This window comes from Pseudomonas sp. P4_C3 (assembly GCF_056402075.1).
On record NZ_JBFUIC010000009.1, the window covers coordinates 26,963 to 43,911 of the forward strand.

A 16,949-nucleotide genomic window follows, 5' to 3' on the forward strand; every position below is an offset into this window, starting at 1 on the left:
ATGTAAAAACGGCAGTTGGATTACCCTCTACACTCCCGGTAATGTGCCCCGCTGTCTCACCTGATTCTCTCCAAGGAACTGGATATGCTGCGTCGCCGCATGCTGATCATGTTGGGTGTCGTTCTACTGATTGTGCTGGTCTTGGCCGCGTACAAAGCCTTCTCGATCTACACGATGGTTCAAGGCTACTCTGCGCCCAGACCGGCCATCAGCGTTGCCGTGGCCACCGCCACCGAGCGCCCATGGCAAGCCCGCCTGCCTAGCGTTGGCACGCTCAAGGCATTGCAAGGCGTGGACCTGAGCCTGGAGACCGATGGCACCGTCATCGATTTGCAGTTCGAGTCAGGGCAAAAGGTCAAGGCCGGTCAACCACTCCTGCGCCTCGACAGCGCCGTGGAAAGTGCCCTGCTGGAAACTGCTCTGGCCGACCTCGGGCTGGCACAGCTCGATTACGGTCGCGGTAGCCAACTGGTCGGCAGCCAGGCGATTTCCAAAGGCGAGTTCGACCGGCTTTCGGCGGTGCTGAAAAAGAGCAAGGCCACGGTCAATCAACTCAAGGCTGCGCTCGGCAAAAAAAGCATCGTCGCGCCCTTCAGCGGCACCATCGGCATTCGTCAGGTAGACGTTGGCGACTATCTTGCCAGCGGCACCATGATCGCCACCCTGCAAGACCTCAGTAGCCTGTATGTCGACTTTTTCGTGCCCGAGCAGTCGGTGCCGAAGATTGCTCTCGGCCAGCCCGTGCAGGTCATTGTCGCGGCGTATCCGACCCAGGAGTACCCCGGCACCATCAGTGCAATCAACCCCAAAGTCGAGAACAGCACCCGTAACGTGCAGGTCCGCGCCGCCCTGGCCAACCCCGATGGCAAGTTGATGCCAGGCATGTTCGCCAGCCTCCAGGTGCTCCTGCCCGACCCGCAACCGCGCATCGTGGTACCGGAAAGCGCGATTACCTACACGCTCTACGGCAACTCGGTGTATGTGGCCGTACCAAAGAAGGCCGAAGATGGCAGCCCGGAAAAGGACGACAAGGGCCAGCCGGTGCTGATCGCCGAACGGCGTTTTGTCGAAACCGGCGAACGCCGCGATGGGCAAGTGATGATCACCAAAGGCGTGCAGAGCGGCGAGAAAGTGGTGACCGCCGGCCAGCTCAAACTGGACAACGGCGCACACATTGCCATCAGCGACGACAAGACGCTGGCCGAGCGGAACAGCCCGCCACGCGCGGACTGATCAAGGAATCCCCATGGCTTTTACCGATCCGTTCATCCGCCGCCCGGTTCTCGCAACCGTGGTCAGCCTGCTGATTGTGCTGCTGGGCTTCCAGGCCTGGGGCAAGCTGCCCCTGCGCCAGTATCCGCAAATGGAAAACGCCCTGATCACGGTGACCACCGCCTACCCCGGGGCCAACGCCGAGACCATCCAGGGCTACATCACCCAACCGATGCAGCAAAGCCTGGCCAGCGCCGAGGGCATCGACTACATGACCTCGGTGAGTCGCCAGAACTTTTCGGTGATCTCGATCTACGCGCGCGTCGGCTCCAACAGCGACCGTCTGTTTACCGAACTGCTGGCCAAGGCCAACGAGGTCAAGAGCCAGCTGCCCCAGGACGCTGAAGACCCGGTGCTGAGCAAACAATCTGCCGATGCGTCAGTGCTGATGTACATGAGCTTTTTCAGCAAGGAATTGAGCAACCCGCAGATTACCGATTACCTGTCGCGGGTGATCCAGCCGAAACTGGCGACCTTGCCCGGCATGGCCGAAGCTGAGATCCTCGGCAACCAGGTCTTTGCCATGCGCCTCTGGCTGGACCCGATGAAGCTCTCTGGTTTCGGCCTCAGTGCCAGCGATGTGACCAACGCGGTGCGCCAGTACAACTTCCTCTCGGCCGCCGGCGAGGTGAAAGGCGAATACGTGGTCACCAGCATCAACGCCAATACCGAACTCAAGTCCGCCGAAGCCTTCGGGGCGATTGCGCTCAAGGTCGATGGCGACAGCCGTGTGTTGCTGCGCGATGTGGCGCGTGTGGAAATGGGTGCGGAAAACTACGACACCATCAGCTCGTTCGGTGGCACCCCTTCGGTGTACATCGGCATCAAGGCGACGCCCGGTGCCAACCCGCTGGAAGTGATCAAGGAAGTGCGCAAGATCATGCCAGACCTGGAGGCCCAGCTACCGCCGAACCTCAAGGGTGAGATCGCCTACGACGCCACCCTGTTCATCCAGGCCTCGATCGACGAAGTGGTGAAAACCCTGTTCGAAGCGGTGCTGATCGTGATCGTGGTGGTGTTCCTGTTCCTCGGCGCCCTGCGTTCGGTGGTGATCCCGGTGGTGACCATCCCGCTGTCGATGATCGGCGTCATGTTCTTCATGCAGATGATGGGGTACTCCATCAACCTGCTCACCCTGCTGGCAATGGTATTGGCCATCGGCCTGGTGGTGGACGACGCCATCGTGGTGGTGGAAAACATTCATCGCCACATCGAGGAAGGCAAGACACCGCTCGACGCCGCCATTGAAGGCGCCCGGGAAATCGCCATGCCGGTGGTCTCGATGACCATCACCCTGGCCGCGGTATATGCACCGATCGGCTTCCTGACCGGCCTGACCGGGGCGTTGTTCAAGGAGTTCGCCCTGACCCTGGCCGGCGCGGTGGTGATTTCCGGTATCGTCGCCCTGACCCTGTCGCCGATGATGTGTGCGTTTCTGCTGCGCCACGACGAGAACCCCAGTGGCCTGGCCCATCGCCTGGACATGATTTTCGAAAGACTCAAGCGCCGCTACCAGAGCCTGCTTCACGGCACCCTAAACACCCGGCCGGTGGTGCTGGTGTTCGCCGTGATCGTGTTGTGCCTGATTCCGGTCTTTCTCAAATTCACCAAATCGGAACTGGCGCCGGATGAGGACCAGGGCATCATTTTCATGATAGCCAACGCCCCGCAACCGACCAACCTCGACTACCTGAACACCTACACCGACGAGTTCATCTCGATCTTCAAGGCGTTTCCGGAGTACTACTCGTCCTTCCAGATCAACGGTTTCAACGGCGTGCAATCGGGCATCGGCGGTTTCCTGCTCAAGCCGTGGAACGAGCGCAGTCGCACGCAAATGGCGATCCTGCCCAAGGTGCAGGCCAAACTGGAAAAGATCACGGGGTTGCAGATTTTCGGCTTCAACCTGCCGTCCCTGCCGGGCACCGGCGAAGGTGTGCCGTTCCAGTTCGTCATCAACTCCGCCAACGATTACGAGTTGCTGCTGCAGGTGGCCGACCGGGTAAAAAAACGGGCGAAGGAATCCGGCAAGTTTGCGTTTGTCCACGTTGACCTGGCCTTCGACAAGCCGGAAGTGGTGGTGGATATCGACCGCGCCAAGGCCGCGCAGATGGGGGTTTCCATGCAGGATCTGGGGGGAACCCTGGCGACCCTGCTGGGTGAAGCCGAGATCAACCGTTTCACCATTGAAGGTCGCAGCTACAAAGTCATTGCCCAGGTCGAACGGCCGTTCCGTGACAATCCGGACTGGCTGAACAATTACTACGTGAAAAACACCAAGGGCGAGCTGTTGGCATTGTCGACCCTGATCACCATCACCGACCGTGCTCGACCGCGACAACTGAACCAGTTCCAGCAACTCAACTCGGCCATCCTGTCCGGAGTACCGCTGGTGAGCATGGGGGAAGCCATCGACCTCGTGCGCCAGATCGCCCGGGAAGAGGCACCCGCCGGCTTTGCCTTCGACTACGCCGGAGCATCGAGGCAGTACGTTCAGGAAGGCAGTGCCCTATGGGTCACCTTTGCCTTGGCACTGGCGATCATTTTCCTGGTGCTGGCGGCCCAGTTCGAAAGCTTCCGCGACCCGCTGGTGATCCTGGTCACCGTGCCCCTGTCCATCTGCGGCGCATTGATTCCGCTGTTCCTGGGTTGGTCGAGCATGAACATCTACACCCAGGTCGGGTTGGTGACGTTGATCGGGCTGATCAGCAAGCACGGCATTCTGATCGTCCAGTTCGCCAACCAGCTACGCAAGGACAAGGGCCTGACGGCACGGGAAGCGGTAGAGGAAGCGGCGGCCATCCGGCTGCGACCGGTCTTGATGACCACCGCGGCGATGGTGTTCGGCATGGTGCCATTGATCATCGCCACCGGTGCTGGCGCAGTCAGCCGGTTCGACATCGGCACGGTCATCGCGACGGGCATGTCGATCGGCACGTTGTTCACCCTGTTTGTGTTGCCCTGCATCTACACGTTGCTGGCCAAACCCGATCAACCCTGACACAGATGAACTTGTAGGAGCGAGCTTGCTCCGGGCGGCGTTCCGACGATGGACTCAAGAGCGCCGCGTTTGGCCAGTAAATACGCGCTATCGTTAACGACCATCGCGAGCAAGCTCGCTCCTACACTGCACGCAAAAAAAAGGCCTCGCATCAGCGAGGCCTTTCATTTGGGCTTCAATCGGTTCAATTTTGCGGCCTCAATCCTTGAGAAAGTCCGAACATGAACAACAACAGATCATGATCGGGTCGAGTGGCCACGGATGCCTTTGCAACCCGTGGCAATGGACAATGTTCTTCTGCGCTTATCGAGCTGAGAACCCGGGGGCGCGGTTGCTCCCAGGTTGCCATCGCGATTGATGCAACTGCCAAGGCTCCTACCAGAAACAAACCTCGTGCAATTTCGAGTTTCATCGCTATAAACCCTTGATGGCGCTGCCAAACGCCGTCTCATAAAAATAGACCAGCTTTTTCCAGTCTGCCGCGCTGAACGACGAGTGGCGACGCAACTGCTTCAAGTCATGGACAGCTGCACGATTGGCGGTCAAACGCCGTCGGCATTTCTCCAGATCGATCAGGGCCACTTCGACCTTGGCCGTCTCGCCCTCACCGGTCACGCGAACGAATACGTGCTTGTCGTAAAGGCAACCGTGCTGCCAGCGGCCCTTGTGCATGCGAGCCAGGTTTTCAGCCAGGTCCTTGAGCACTCGGTCGTTTATGGCTTCACCATGACGCTCGCGACCGCCACCGGCGTACCAGCGATCGATTTCCTCGAAGCCGTCCAGCGACTTGGTGAGCAGCAAGGCACGCCACTTGTGCACAGGGTCGCGCTGTGCGCCGCAGAAAACGATTTCCGGAACCCGTACACCAAGCGCGGTCACACCGATGAGCGCAGCATGCTCGCGCAGTACCGTAGGCCGCCCGAAGGGGTGCTGCCAGCTACGATGGATATGCCCGGTCTGGCGCTTGACGTAGAGCAGCTGACCATCACTGCCCATCAGGCGTTGAACGCCGCTTTCCCCGCCGCGACGGACGTTGGGTTCCTCCACCCATTCACCGCGCTGATTCCAAAAGTAATCGAAGCGGTCCTGGGGAGCGACTTCCGTTTCTGCTGCACACTGCACTGCCATCCTGTTACCTCTTGCGTAATACGTAAACTCGCCACATCGCATAGAGCGGCAAAAAGTCCAGTTGTTCCTGGATGCGGAATCCCGCCTGCTCAAATTCCTTTTCTACGGTAGCGGCCGGTAACACAAACCGGTTTTGGTAACCTTCCTGCCCACGGGTTTTCTCCGAACGCTTGCGTTTCCAGGCCTTGAAGTTGCCATCGACCCATAGCGAAAGGATCACGCTGTCACGGGAAACTCGCTCGAATTCGCGCAAGATAGCCATGCGATGCTCGGCTTCACCGATGTGGTGGAGCAAGCGCATGCAAAAAATGCTGTCGACGGCGTTGTCCGGCAAGGCGATGTCGAATGCAGACGTGTGCAAGGGTTGTACCCGTTTCACCACGTCGGCAGGTTGCGCCTGGGTTGCGATCTTCAGCATGGACTGCGAGTTATCGGCACCGATGATCACGCGGTTGGATTTTTCCGCCAGCAAGGGCCAGAAACGCCCTGCACCACACGGCAAATCGAGAACCAGGCCAGGCTCGCCAACCAGGGCCAGCGCCTTGCGCGCCAGTTGTTCGTCACGCCAATGGGACAATCGACGGCCGAGACCTTCCTGGTGTTTGTGCAGATAACGTTGCGCGTGTTGATCGTCGTACTTTTCGGAGAAATCGAGCTTGATCGGGCCGTCCATCATCAGGGCTCCTGAACTTCTGATAGCAACCACCTTAGGTTTCGTGGTGTCGTTGACAGGTGATCCATTTGTGAAAAGTTCGTAATGGGAAACCTGGAAGTATTACAGAGCTTTACAGAATTGATAGGGTTTACTGGACGCCCGACTCAACTGTTCAAATTCGCGACAACTCCACCTGAAAACGGCAGCCATTGGGCTCCATGGTTGTCAGGCTGACGCTCCAGCCCTGGTTTTCACAGATCCGCTGCACCAGTGAAAGCCCCAGGCCCAAGCCTTCCCCACGCTTTTCAGTGCCCCGGACGAAGGGTTCGAACATCGCCTCGCGTTTTTCCTCGGGAATGCCCACGCCACTGTCTTCGACCAGAAAGCCCGTACCCGTCAGGGTCAGGCGGATGAAGCCCTGCTCGGTGTAATGCAAGGCATTGCGCAGCAAGTTACCCATCACCGCGTGCAAGAACGTCGCATTGTAGCCCTTGGCCTCGGGGTTGCCCGGTTCGAAGATCAGCTCCAACCCTTTGCTTTCGATAGGTTCACGCCACAGACCGAGCAGGCCTTCGGCCACCTGGCTAAGAGACTGTTGCGGCGACATGCTGGCGTCTTCGCGTTGGGCACGTGCCAGCATCAGGAAGGTTTGCACCAGCTCACGCATTTCTTCACACGCTCGGGCAATGCGCTCGACCTGAGCGCGACCGCGCTGATCGATACCGGGGTTTTCCAGCAACAACTCGCAGGAACTGGCCAATATCATCAGGGGCGTACGCAATTCGTGGCTGACGTCGCTGGTGAACAACCGCTCGCGGGTCAAGGCCTGACGCAAGCGCCCGAGGGTGGCGTCGAAGGCCACGGCCAGTTCGCCCACTTCGTCAGCGGCATAGTCCGGAGCCAACGGAGGAGCCAAACCCAGCAGTTGATCACGATGGCGTACCTGGCGGGCCAACCGTACCACCGGCGCCATGACCTTGCGTGCCAGGACCCAGCCGAGAAACACCGCCAGCACCAGGCTCAGTACGAAACCCACCAGCGCCACGGCAAACAGCACCCGCTCACGCTCTTCGAAGTCGCTCTGGTCCTGCAACAGCACGTAACGTCGGCCGTCGACGATTTCGACCATGGCGTGGTACGACAGGTTTTCACGGAACACTTCATGGAAACCCGGCTCCAGGTGCCGCAAATCCTTGGGCAATCTGAAATCGCCTGGCCCGCTGCTGAAGTAGAACAATTGGTCCGGTTCGGGACGATGGCGCCAGTCCGTGACACTGTCCATCAGCAACAGGCGCTGCAAATCGCCACCCAGACCTGCCGAAATCAGTTTTTCTTCCACCAGGTGCACGGTCGCCACAATGCCCATGGCAAAGGCACCCGCCACCAGTGCGCTCATCAGCGCAAAGGCAATGATGATTCGTTGAGAAAGGCTCTGCTTAAACTCCATCACGCCCCTCGGCCAAGCGATACCCCACACCGTGCACGGTTTGCAGCAATGGCTTGGCGAACGGTTTGTCGATCACCTGGCGCAGTTGGTGGACATGGCTGCGCAGGCTGTCGCTGTCCGGGCAGTCGTCGCCCCACAGGGCTTCTTCAAGAATTTCACGGCGCAATACATGCGGGCTTTTCTGCATCAACACGGCCAGCAGCTTCAGGCCGACCGGGTTGAGTTTCAGCAACCGGCCTTCGCGAGTGACTTCCAGGGTGTCGAGGTCATAGCTCAGGTCGCCGACCTGCAAGGTCCGCCGTCCGCCGCCCTGGGTACGGCGCATGACCGCTTCGATACGCGCCGCCAGCTCAGACAGGGCGAACGGTTTGATCAGGTAGTCATCGGCGCCGGACTTGAAGCCTTGCAGGCGGTCATCCAGTTGATCGCGGGCCGTGAGCATGATCACCGGCGTTTCGCGGCGGGCATCTTCGCGCAGGCGCTTGCACAGGGTGTAGCCATCAATGCCGGGTAGCATGATATCGAGCACGATCAAATCGTAATGCTCGGTGGCCGCCAGATGCAGACCCGACAGACCGTCCTGCGCGCAATCCACGGTATAGCCTTTGAGCCCCAGGTAATCGGCCAGGTTGGCCAGGATATCGCGGTTGTCTTCAACCAATAGAATTCGCATGGGTATCTCTCCGTCCACAGTAACGGCCGTCATGGCCCGCGCAGCTTAAGGCCAAGTGTGGCCCACGGCTAGGGGAAGGCTGTGCATGGATCAATTCACTCAACCAACAGGTATGATTGACGAGTTTTTCACTATCGATTCACACGCTCCCTACAGCGGGCGGTGAAGACTGTCACGCGATTGATAATAAGGAATATAGAAAATGGACTATTTGAAGACGGCACCCATGCGCTTTTTGCTGCTGGTGACCGGCTCCTGGCTGGCAATTTTTTTTCTGACTCGAACAGTCCTGCTCCTCACTCATCTGAATGAGGCCGGTAGCGGCTTCCTGTCGGTGTTTGGTATCGGCCTGCTTTACGACATGGGTTTTATCGCTTACGCAGCGCTGCCCATGGGCCTCTACCTGTTGCTGTGTCCGCCGGCCTTGTGGCGCACTCGTGGCCATCGCTGGTTTCTTCAGGGTCTGCTGACCGTCAGTCTGTTCGCGATGCTGTTCACCTCGGTGGCCGAGTGGCTGTTCTGGGATGAATTCGGCGTGCGCTTCAACTTCATCGCCGTCGACTACCTGGTGTATTCCGACGAAGTACTGAACAACCTGCTGGAGTCATACCCGATCGGCACGCTGCTGAGCATTCTCGCCGTGCTGGCCGTGGTCCTGAGTCTTGCATTGCGCAAATTCTTCAACGCCGCACTTGATGCGCCATTGCCGCCCCTACGCGGCCGCTTACTGAATGCTCTCGGTTTGTTGATCGTCGCCGGCCTGAGCATGCAGTTGCTCAGCCAGGATGCCCCGCGCGCCCAGGGCGGCAATGCCTATCAGAACGAACTGGCGAGCAATGGTCCCTACCAGTTCTTCGCCGCGTTCCGTAACAACGAACTGGACTACCCGCAGTTCTACAAAACGCTGCCGGAGGCAGTCGTTGCCCAGCAGATTCGCGCCGAACTGGCAGAACCCAATGCCCGCTTCGTTGGCCAGGACCCGCAGGACATCCGTCGGCAAATCGATAACCCGGGCACACCGCGCAAGCCCAACATCGTACTGGTCACCATTGAAAGCTTCAGCGCCAAGTACATGGGCAGCAACGGTGACACCCGTAACCTGACCCCCTACCTTGATGCCTTGCGCAAGCAGAGCCTGTATTTCAATAACTTCTACGCCACCGGCACCCGCACCGACCGAGGCCTGGAAGCCATCACCCTGGCGATTCCGCCGACACCGGGTCGCTCGATCGTCAAGCGCGTGGGTCGTGAAAGCGGCTTTGCCAGCCTTGGCCAGCAACTCAATGCCGTGGGCTACGACAGCGTGTTTGTTTACGGCGGCCGCGGTTACTTCGACAACATGAATGCGTTCTTCAGTGGCAATGGTTATCGCGTTGTAGACCAGAGCAGCGTCGAGGAGTCGGAGATTCACTTCAAGAATGCCTGGGGCATGGCAGACGAGGATCTCTACAACCAGACCCTGAAACTGGCCGATGCCGACTATGCCAGGCAGCAGCCATTCCTGCTGCAGCTGATGACGACGTCCAACCATCGCCCTTACACCTATCCGGACAACCGGATCGACATCAAGTCCGGCAACGGCCGTGACGGCGCGGTGAAATACACCGACTACGCCATCGGTCAGTTTCTCGATCAGGCGCGTCAAAAACCCTGGTTTGACAATACAATCTTCGTCTTTGTCGCCGACCACACCGCAGGCAGCGCCGGTAAGGAAGACTTGCCTATCGCCAACTATCAGATTCCGCTGTTCATCTACGCGCCCAAGTTGATCGAAGCTCGGGAAACGGCACAGCTGGCCAGCCAGATCGATCTGGCGCCAACGCTGCTGGGCTTGCTCAATCTGGATTATGAATCGACGTTCTTTGGCCGTAACCTGTTGCAGGACAACCCGCTGCCGCCACGCGTGGTGGTTGGTAACTACCAGCACCTGGGGTTGTTTGACGGCAAGGACCTGGCAATTTTGAGCCCACGCCAGGGATTGCGTCGTCACGATGACGCACTGACCGAAAGCCGCGAGTCCCGGTCGACCGCCGATGACCCGCTGATTACCCGCGCCATCACCTATTACCAAACCGCCAGTTATGGCTTCAAGCAACAGCTGCTTGGCTGGAAGGCGCCCAAGGAGGGTGCCGGTCAAGTCGGCGAACGTTAACCGAATCGCCCCGGGCTGATGCCCCGGGGCTTTTTCCTTTGTTCAGGATCCACCATGTCATCAACCGCTGTCCGCCCTGCCCCTCGCCCACTCAACTTCTGGGTGTGCCTGGGGGTTCCCGCCGTTGCGGCGATCATTCTGGTGTTGCTCGAACTGACCTCACTGGACATGGACCTTGCCAAGCTGTTCTACGACCCGGTCGCGGGTGACTTCATCGGACGGCACAGTTACTTCCTGGAAAACATCCTGCATACCCGCGCCAAGCAGGTCGTCATTGCATTTTCGGTGTTCGCCATCCTCGGCTACATCGCTTCGTTCTTCATGGCCAAACTCAAGCCGTACAAGCGCGAACTGGGTTGTCTGGTGCTGTCCCTGGGCCTGGCGACTTCCTTTGTCACGCCCATGAAAGCGGTGACCGCGGTGCAATGCCCCTGGAGCCTTGAGCAATTCGGCGGTCACGAGACGTACAGCGAATTGCTGAGCCCTCGCCCGCACACCGAAAAACCGGGACGTTGCTGGCCCGGCGGCCATGCGGCCACCGGTTTCACCCTGTTTGCCCTGTTTTTCGTATTGCGTGACCGTCGCCCGCGCATGGCTCGCGCAGCGTTTGTCTTCGCCTTCGCCCTCGGCTCGGTGTTTTCCATCGGGCGGATGATGCAGGGCGCGCACTTCTTCTCGCACAACGTGTGGACGGCAGTGTTCTGCTGGCTGATTTGTCTGGGGTCGTATTACTACGTTCTGTATCGGCCTGCACTCAAGACTGAGCACGAGACAAAGGCTGAACCGGTCAGCGCCTGACCTGACGCTATCGCGAGCAAGCTCGCTCCCACATTGGATCGATGTGACCACTGAAATCCGGGCGATAAAAAACCCCGCCTGCTTTCGCAGGCGGGGTTTTTTCGTACAGGGGTAAGGCTGGCTTACATCATGCCGCCCATGCCACCCATGCCGCCCATGTCTGGCATACCGCCACCAGCACCGCCGTCTTTCTTCGGTGCATCAGCTACCGCGGCTTCGGTGGTCAGGATCAGACCGCCGATCGACGATGCAGCTTGCAACGCGGAACGGGTGACCTTGGTCGGATCCAGGATACCCATTTCGATCATGTCGCCGTATTCGCCAGTCGCAGCGTTGTAACCGAAGTTACCTTTGCCGTTCTTGACTTCGTTGACCACAACGCTCGGCTCGTCACCGCTGTTGGCAGCGATCTGACGCAGCGGTGCTTCGATGGCACGACGCAGTACGGCGATACCCACGTCCTGGTCGGCGTTGTCGCCTTTCAGGTCGAGGATTGCTTCCAGAGCGCGGATCAGCGCAACGCCACCGCCAGGTACCACGCCTTCTTCAACGGCTGCACGGGTTGCGTGCAGGGCGTCTTCAACGCGGGCTTTTTTCTCTTTCATTTCTACTTCGGAACCAGCGCCAACCTTGATCACTGCAACGCCGCCGGACAGCTTGGCCAGACGCTCTTGCAGTTTTTCACGGTCGTAGTCCGAGGAAGTTTCGGCAACCTGAGCACGGATCTGAGCAATGCGGGACTCGATGTCGCCTGCTACGCCAGCACCGTCAACGATGATGGTGTTTTCCTTGGAGATGGTCACGCGCTTGGCGCTGCCCAGGTTTTCCAGGGTGGCTGCTTCCAGGCTCAGGCCGATCTCTTCGGAGATAACGGTACCGCCGGTCAGAACGGCGATGTCCTGCAGCATGGCCTTGCGGCGGTCGCCGAAGCCTGGAGCCTTGACGGCTGCGACTTTAACGATGCCACGCATGTTGTTCACGACCAGAGTCGCCAGGGCTTCGCCTTCAACGTCTTCGGAAACGATCAGCAGCGGACGGCCGGCTTTGGCAACGGCTTCCAGCACTGGCAGCATTTCGCGGATGTTCGAGATCTTTTTGTCGACCAGCAGAACCAGCGGGTTGTCCAGCTCGGCAACCATGGTTTCCGGCTTGTTGACGAAGTACGGGGACAGGTAGCCACGGTCGAACTGCATGCCTTCTACAACCGACAGTTCGTTTTCCAGGCCAGTGCCTTCTTCAACGGTGATCACGCCTTCTTTACCGACTTTTTCCATGGCTTCGGCAATGATGTCGCCGATGGAGTTGTCGGAGTTGGCCGAGATGGTGCCAACCTGAGCGATGGCCTTGGTGTCAGCGCATGGCTTGGACAGGTTTTTCAGCTCTTTGACGATGGCGATGGTCGCCTTGTCGATGCCGCGCTTCAGATCCATCGGGTTCATGCCGGCAGCGACGGCTTTCAGGCCTTCGTTGACGATCGACTGAGCCAGAACGGTAGCGGTGGTAGTACCGTCACCAGCGTCATCGTTGGCACGGGAGGCAACGTCTTTGACCAGCTGCGCGCCCATGTTTTCGAAACGGTCTTCCAGTTCGATTTCTTTGGCGACGGAAACGCCGTCCTTGGTGATGGTCGGAGCGCCGAAGCTCTTCTCGATGATCACGTTACGGCCTTTCGGGCCCAGGGTCGCTTTTACTGCGTCAGCCAGGACGTTGACGCCTTTGAGCATTTTCTTGCGGGCGGAATCGCCAAACAGAACTTCTTTAGCAGCCATGATCGATATTCCTTAAATACTTTGTAGTAGCGGAAAATGAACGGGGGTATCAGCCTTCGATAACAGCGAGGATTTCGTTCTCGCTCATTACCAGCAGGTCTTCGCCGTCGACTTTCACAGTGTTGCTGCCGGAGTAAGGACCGAACACAACCTTATCGCCCACTTTCACGGCCAGTGCGCGCACTTCACCGTTGTCCAGTACGCGGCCGGTGCCTACAGCGAGGATTTCGCCGCTGTTGGCTTTTTCAGCAGCCGAACCTGGCAGGACGATACCGCCAGCGGTTTTCTTTTCTTCTTCGCTGCGACGGATGACGACGCGGTCATGCAGAGGACGAAGCTTCATTGTCGATCTCTCCTAATTGTGGTTTTCATCGGCCGGTGTAGTCCCGGCGGGTTTAACAAAGTCCGGCGGTGCCGGGTGCGGTTCGTCAAGCGAACCGCGGAAGTCTGTCTGGCGTGTTCGCCAGAAACCTTGCGGTGACCGTTACATAAGGGCGCATAAGCTTATTACAAGGGCGAGGATCGAAAAAATTTCAGTTCGCTGCCCCACAAACGAACACGGCACCCGAAGGTGCCGTGTCGATGTGCGCATTACTTGGTATCGCGGTGTTCGAACTCGCCTTCGATCACGTTGGGCTCGCGGCCCAGCGGCTCGCGAGGTGCCGGGCCGCCACGGGTCTGGAGGTCATCGGCGAACGCTCGCTGACGCATGGCCTGCTCTTCGGCGCGCTGGCGCATTTTACCCGCCAGCAGGCGACGACTGAACGGCAGCAGCATGAACAGGCCGATCACATCGCTGATGAAACCGGGAAGAATCAACAGGCCGCCGGCCAATGCCAGCATCAGGCCTTCGAGCATGGTCTGGGCCGGCAGCTCGCCGCGGTTCAGGCTCTCACGGGCACGCAGGGCCGTGGCCAGGCCGGCGACGCGCAGCACGAACACACCGAACATCGAGCCGAGAATGATCAGCAGCAGGGCCGGGAAAAACCCGATCGACCCTGCCACCTTGACGAATACGAACAGCTCTAACACCGGGAACAGCAGAAAGAGCAACAAAAAAGGGCGCATCAAATGATTCCTCAACGCAAGAATGCCTTGCCAGTTCACCTTAGATGACGTCGCCGTTTCGTGAATTCAAGCATCGGCCACTTCATTTTTCGGCCAATGCTCGGCGTGGGCCAGAGAAACCAAGGCTTCGCGGACTTGTGTCGGCGTATTACAAGGCGCTTGAAACGGCAACCAGTACAGGCTCTGGCCAATGCGCAGATGCATGCCTTCGCTGTCGATACCGGCCATTTGCGCCGGTACGTTTTTCGGCAGTCCGGCCAGCTCGACGTAATGGGCAATGGCCTTGGCGTGGTCGGCGTTCATGTGCTCGACCATGCTCACTTCGGCCTTGCCGGCGAACGGGTTGGCCAGGGTCAGGTCGTTGACCCAATGAATGGCGCCAAAACCGCCGATGTAACGGTGGCGTACAGGCTTGAGCACCCAGAAATCGAAATCGTGGGCCTGGTGATAACCCTGCGACTCCGGGAAGTAGCGGTAGTAACGCTCGGAGGCGGCTTCGATGGCGGTTTCGTCTTCGAGCTGCTGCGCCTCAGCCAGGTAAGTCAGTCGACCAACGGCCTGGACATCTTCGGCGCCACGTTCGCCGACAAAGAGCGAGCACTTCGGATCTTTCTGCAGATTATGAGTGTGCTGGGCGATGCGGCTGATCAGGATCAGCGGCCGGCCCAGCTCGTCCAGGCAGTACGGAACCACGGAGCCGAACGGAAAACCGGGCATCGATTTGGAGTGCGTCGAGAGCACCCCACGGTATTCCTTGAGGAGCAATTCTCGTGCATGCTTAGCCGCTTCAACGCTCAATTTATGACTCCTTAAATAGAATCCGTCACAAAAACGGACGAGCTGCTGGTGAAAGTCCCAGCACGCCATCGGGACAGTTCTCATGTGCAGCCGGGCCACGTCAGGCGCAGATCGAGAGGCTCTCTACAAGGAAACACTCAGACCTGCTACCGGGGGCATGCGAATGCAACTCACTGACAAAGTAATCATTATCACGGGCGGTTGCCAGGGTTTAGGCCGCTCCATGGCCGAGTATTTCGCAGGCCTTGGCGCGAGACTCGCGCTGGTGGACCTGAACCAGGAAAAACTCGACGACGCCGTCGCGGCCTGCAAGGCCCAAGGTGTCGAGGCCCGCGCCTACCTGTGCAACGTGGCCAACGAAGAGCAAGTGACCCACATGGTCGCCCAGGTCGCTGAAGACTTCGGCGCGATCCATGGCTTGATCAACAACGCAGGGATCCTGCGCGACGGTCTGTTGCTCAAGGTCAAGGATGGCGAAATGACCAAGATGAGCCTGGCCCAGTGGCAGGCGGTCATCGACGTCAACCTGACCGGCGTGTTCCTGTGCACCCGTGAAGTCGCGGCGAAGATGGTCGAGCTGAACAACAGCGGCGCGATCATCAATATCTCGTCGATTTCCCGCGCCGGCAACGTCGGCCAGACCAACTACTCGGCGGCCAAGGCCGGTGTTGCGGCGGCGACCGTGACCTGGGCCAGGGAACTGGCGCGCTACGGCATTCGCGTCGCCGGCATTGCACCGGGCTTCATCGAAACCGAAATGACTCTGGGGATGAAACCTGAAGCGCTGGAGAAAATGACCACCGGTATTCCGCTCAAGCGTATGGGCAAACCTGAGGAAATCGCCCATTCGGCGGCTTACATCTTCGAGAACGACTATTACACCGGTCGGATTCTGGAGATGGATGGTGGGTTGCGGATCTAAAGCAAGATCAAAAGATCGCAGCCTGCGGCAGCTCCTACATGGAATTGATGTTCACCCTGTAGGAGCTGCCGCAGGCTGCGATCTTTTAACAGGCGACCGGGATCAATCGTCGCTGACGCTGATGTTCGGCATCGCCGGTGTCAACGCTTCCTGCAATACGATCCGTGCACCGACATGGCGAGCCAGTTCCTGGTAGACCATGGCGATCTGGCTGTCAGGCTCGGCGATCACCGTTGGCTTGCCGCCATCGGCCTGCTCGCGGATGACCATCGACAGCGGCAACGAGGCCAGCAGTTCGACGCCATACTGGTTGGCCAGTTTCACGCCACCGCCCTCACCGAACAGATGCTCGGCATGTCCGCAATTGGAGCAGATGTGCACGGCCATGTTTTCCACCACGCCCAGCACCGGAATGTTGACCTTGCGGAACATTTCCACGCCCTTGCGCGCGTCCAGCAATGCCAGGTCCTGCGGAGTGGTAACGATGACCGCACCGGCCACAGGCACTTTCTGCGCCAGGGTCAGCTGGATGTCACCGGTGCCTGGCGGCATGTCGATGACCAGGTAGTCCAGGTCGCCCCACGCAGTCTGCGTCACCAATTGCAGCAAGGCGCCGGAGACCATCGGACCACGCCAGACCATCGGTGTGTTGTCATCGGTGAGGAAGGCCATGGACATGACCTCGACACCATGGGACTTGAGCGGCACGAACCACTTCTGGTCCTTGACCTCTGGACGGGTGCGCTCAGGGATGCCGAACATGATGCCTTGGCTCGGACCGTAGATGTCCGCGTCGAGAATCCCGACCTTGGCGCCTTCGCGGGCCAGTGCCAACGCAAGGTTGGCCGCGGTGGTGGATTTACCCACGCCGCCCTTGCCGGACGCGACAGCCACCACGTTCTTGACGTTGGCCAGGCCCGGAATCTGTGCCTGAGCCTTGTGTGCGGCAATCACGCTGGTGATGTCGACCTTGGCACTGGCTACGCCATCCAGCCCCTGAATAGCCATTTCCAGCATTTGTGCCCAACCACTCTTGAACAGGCCGGCGGCGTATCCCAATTCAAGCTGAACGCTAACGCGGTCACCCTGGATCTCGATGTTGCGCACGCACCCGGCGCTGACCGGGTCCTGGTTCAGGTATGGGTCGGTGTATTGGCGAAGGACGGCTTCCACCGCTGCGCGATTGACGGCGCTCATGGGCAACTCCGAAAACAGGACTGGAAAAGATAACGGGTATCGTACCTGTTCTGATCGTTTGGCGGGATG

General features: G+C 59.1%; 15 protein-coding genes. 5 read left to right on the plus strand and 10 right to left on the minus strand.

Annotated features, from left to right (window positions below; translation table 11 throughout):
• Nucleotides 1–84: 84 nt before the first annotated feature.
• Both AC1DVH_RS03770 and AC1DVH_RS03775 read left to right on the plus strand, forming a co-directional pair.
• A complete protein-coding gene (locus AC1DVH_RS03770) occupies nucleotides 85–1,233 on the plus strand; it encodes an efflux RND transporter periplasmic adaptor subunit (protein WP_477752681.1) in 1,149 nt (382 codons plus the stop codon).
• Between the two features lie 13 nt (nucleotides 1,234–1,246).
• Entirely contained in the window at nucleotides 1,247–4,273 is a 3,027-nt protein-coding gene (locus AC1DVH_RS03775) for a multidrug efflux RND transporter permease subunit (RefSeq protein WP_477752682.1), read from the plus strand.
• Nucleotides 4,274–4,457: 184 nt separating this feature from the next.
• Here the strand turns inward: AC1DVH_RS03775 and AC1DVH_RS03780 are convergent, their stop codons facing one another.
• From AC1DVH_RS03780 to colR, 5 genes are all read right to left on the minus strand, one after another.
• A complete protein-coding gene (locus AC1DVH_RS03780) occupies nucleotides 4,458–4,685 on the minus strand; it encodes a hypothetical protein (protein ID WP_477752683.1) in 228 nt (75 codons plus the stop codon).
• Nucleotides 4,686–4,687: 2 nt separating this feature from the next.
• Nucleotides 4,688–5,401: a lipopolysaccharide kinase InaA family protein gene (locus AC1DVH_RS03785; RefSeq protein ID WP_477752684.1), complete on the minus strand. Its 714-nt coding sequence runs from the start codon at nucleotides 5,399–5,401 to the stop codon at nucleotides 4,688–4,690.
• 4 nt (nucleotides 5,402–5,405) lie between these two features.
• Nucleotides 5,406–6,074, minus strand: a complete 669-nt coding sequence (locus tag AC1DVH_RS03790; RefSeq protein WP_477752704.1) for a class I SAM-dependent methyltransferase — start codon at nucleotides 6,072–6,074, stop codon at nucleotides 5,406–5,408.
• A gap of 154 nt (nucleotides 6,075–6,228) precedes the next feature.
• On the minus strand, nucleotides 6,229–7,503 hold the full coding sequence (locus tag AC1DVH_RS03795; protein WP_477752685.1) for a sensor histidine kinase: 1,275 nt from the start codon (nucleotides 7,501–7,503) through the stop codon (nucleotides 6,229–6,231).
• Nucleotides 7,493–8,176, minus strand: a complete 684-nt coding sequence (gene colR, locus AC1DVH_RS03800; protein ID WP_007985839.1) for a two-component system response regulator ColR — start codon at nucleotides 8,174–8,176, stop codon at nucleotides 7,493–7,495. The genes AC1DVH_RS03795 and colR overlap by 11 nt, the downstream gene beginning before the upstream one ends.
• Nucleotides 8,177–8,378: 202 nt before the next feature.
• On the opposite strand from colR, the gene AC1DVH_RS03805 reads away from it, so the two are divergent.
• Both AC1DVH_RS03805 and AC1DVH_RS03810 read left to right on the plus strand, forming a co-directional pair.
• Nucleotides 8,379–10,328 (plus strand): LTA synthase family protein, encoded by a 1,950-nt coding sequence (locus AC1DVH_RS03805; protein ID WP_477752686.1) that lies wholly within the window; start codon nucleotides 8,379–8,381, stop codon nucleotides 10,326–10,328.
• Between the two features lie 54 nt (nucleotides 10,329–10,382).
• On the plus strand, nucleotides 10,383–11,126 hold the full coding sequence (locus AC1DVH_RS03810; protein ID WP_477752687.1) for a phosphatase PAP2 family protein: 744 nt from the start codon (nucleotides 10,383–10,385) through the stop codon (nucleotides 11,124–11,126).
• Between the two features lie 122 nt (nucleotides 11,127–11,248).
• Here the strand turns inward: AC1DVH_RS03810 and groL are convergent, their stop codons facing one another.
• The 4 genes from groL to AC1DVH_RS03830 all read right to left on the minus strand — a co-directional run bounded on the left by groL (nucleotide 11,249) and on the right by AC1DVH_RS03830 (nucleotide 14,761).
• Complete coding sequence (gene groL, locus AC1DVH_RS03815; protein ID WP_150728305.1) at nucleotides 11,249–12,895, minus strand: chaperonin GroEL; 1,647 nt, start codon at nucleotides 12,893–12,895, stop codon at nucleotides 11,249–11,251.
• A 49-nt stretch (nucleotides 12,896–12,944) separates the two neighbouring features.
• Nucleotides 12,945–13,238, minus strand: a complete 294-nt coding sequence (locus AC1DVH_RS03820) for a co-chaperone GroES (RefSeq protein ID WP_047532658.1) — start codon at nucleotides 13,236–13,238, stop codon at nucleotides 12,945–12,947.
• 248 nt (nucleotides 13,239–13,486) lie between these two features.
• Nucleotides 13,487–13,963, minus strand: a complete 477-nt coding sequence (locus AC1DVH_RS03825; protein WP_477752688.1) for an FxsA family protein — start codon at nucleotides 13,961–13,963, stop codon at nucleotides 13,487–13,489.
• A 66-nt stretch (nucleotides 13,964–14,029) separates the two neighbouring features.
• Nucleotides 14,030–14,761 carry a HugZ family pyridoxamine 5'-phosphate oxidase gene (locus AC1DVH_RS03830; RefSeq protein WP_477752689.1) on the minus strand — a complete coding sequence of 244 codons (732 nt, stop codon included), beginning with the start codon at nucleotides 14,759–14,761 and terminating at the stop codon, nucleotides 14,030–14,032.
• Nucleotides 14,762–14,924: 163 nt separating this feature from the next.
• Here AC1DVH_RS03830 and AC1DVH_RS03835 point away from each other — a divergent pair, with 163 nt between their 5' ends.
• On the plus strand, nucleotides 14,925–15,683 hold the full coding sequence (locus AC1DVH_RS03835) for an SDR family oxidoreductase (RefSeq protein WP_477752690.1): 759 nt from the start codon (nucleotides 14,925–14,927) through the stop codon (nucleotides 15,681–15,683).
• Nucleotides 15,684–15,785: 102 nt separating this feature from the next.
• On the opposite strand, the gene apbC is transcribed toward AC1DVH_RS03835, so the two are convergent.
• Nucleotides 15,786–16,880: an iron-sulfur cluster carrier protein ApbC gene (gene apbC / locus AC1DVH_RS03840; protein WP_477752691.1), complete on the minus strand. Its 1,095-nt coding sequence runs from the start codon at nucleotides 16,878–16,880 to the stop codon at nucleotides 15,786–15,788.
• Nucleotides 16,881–16,949: the final 69 nt, after the last annotated feature.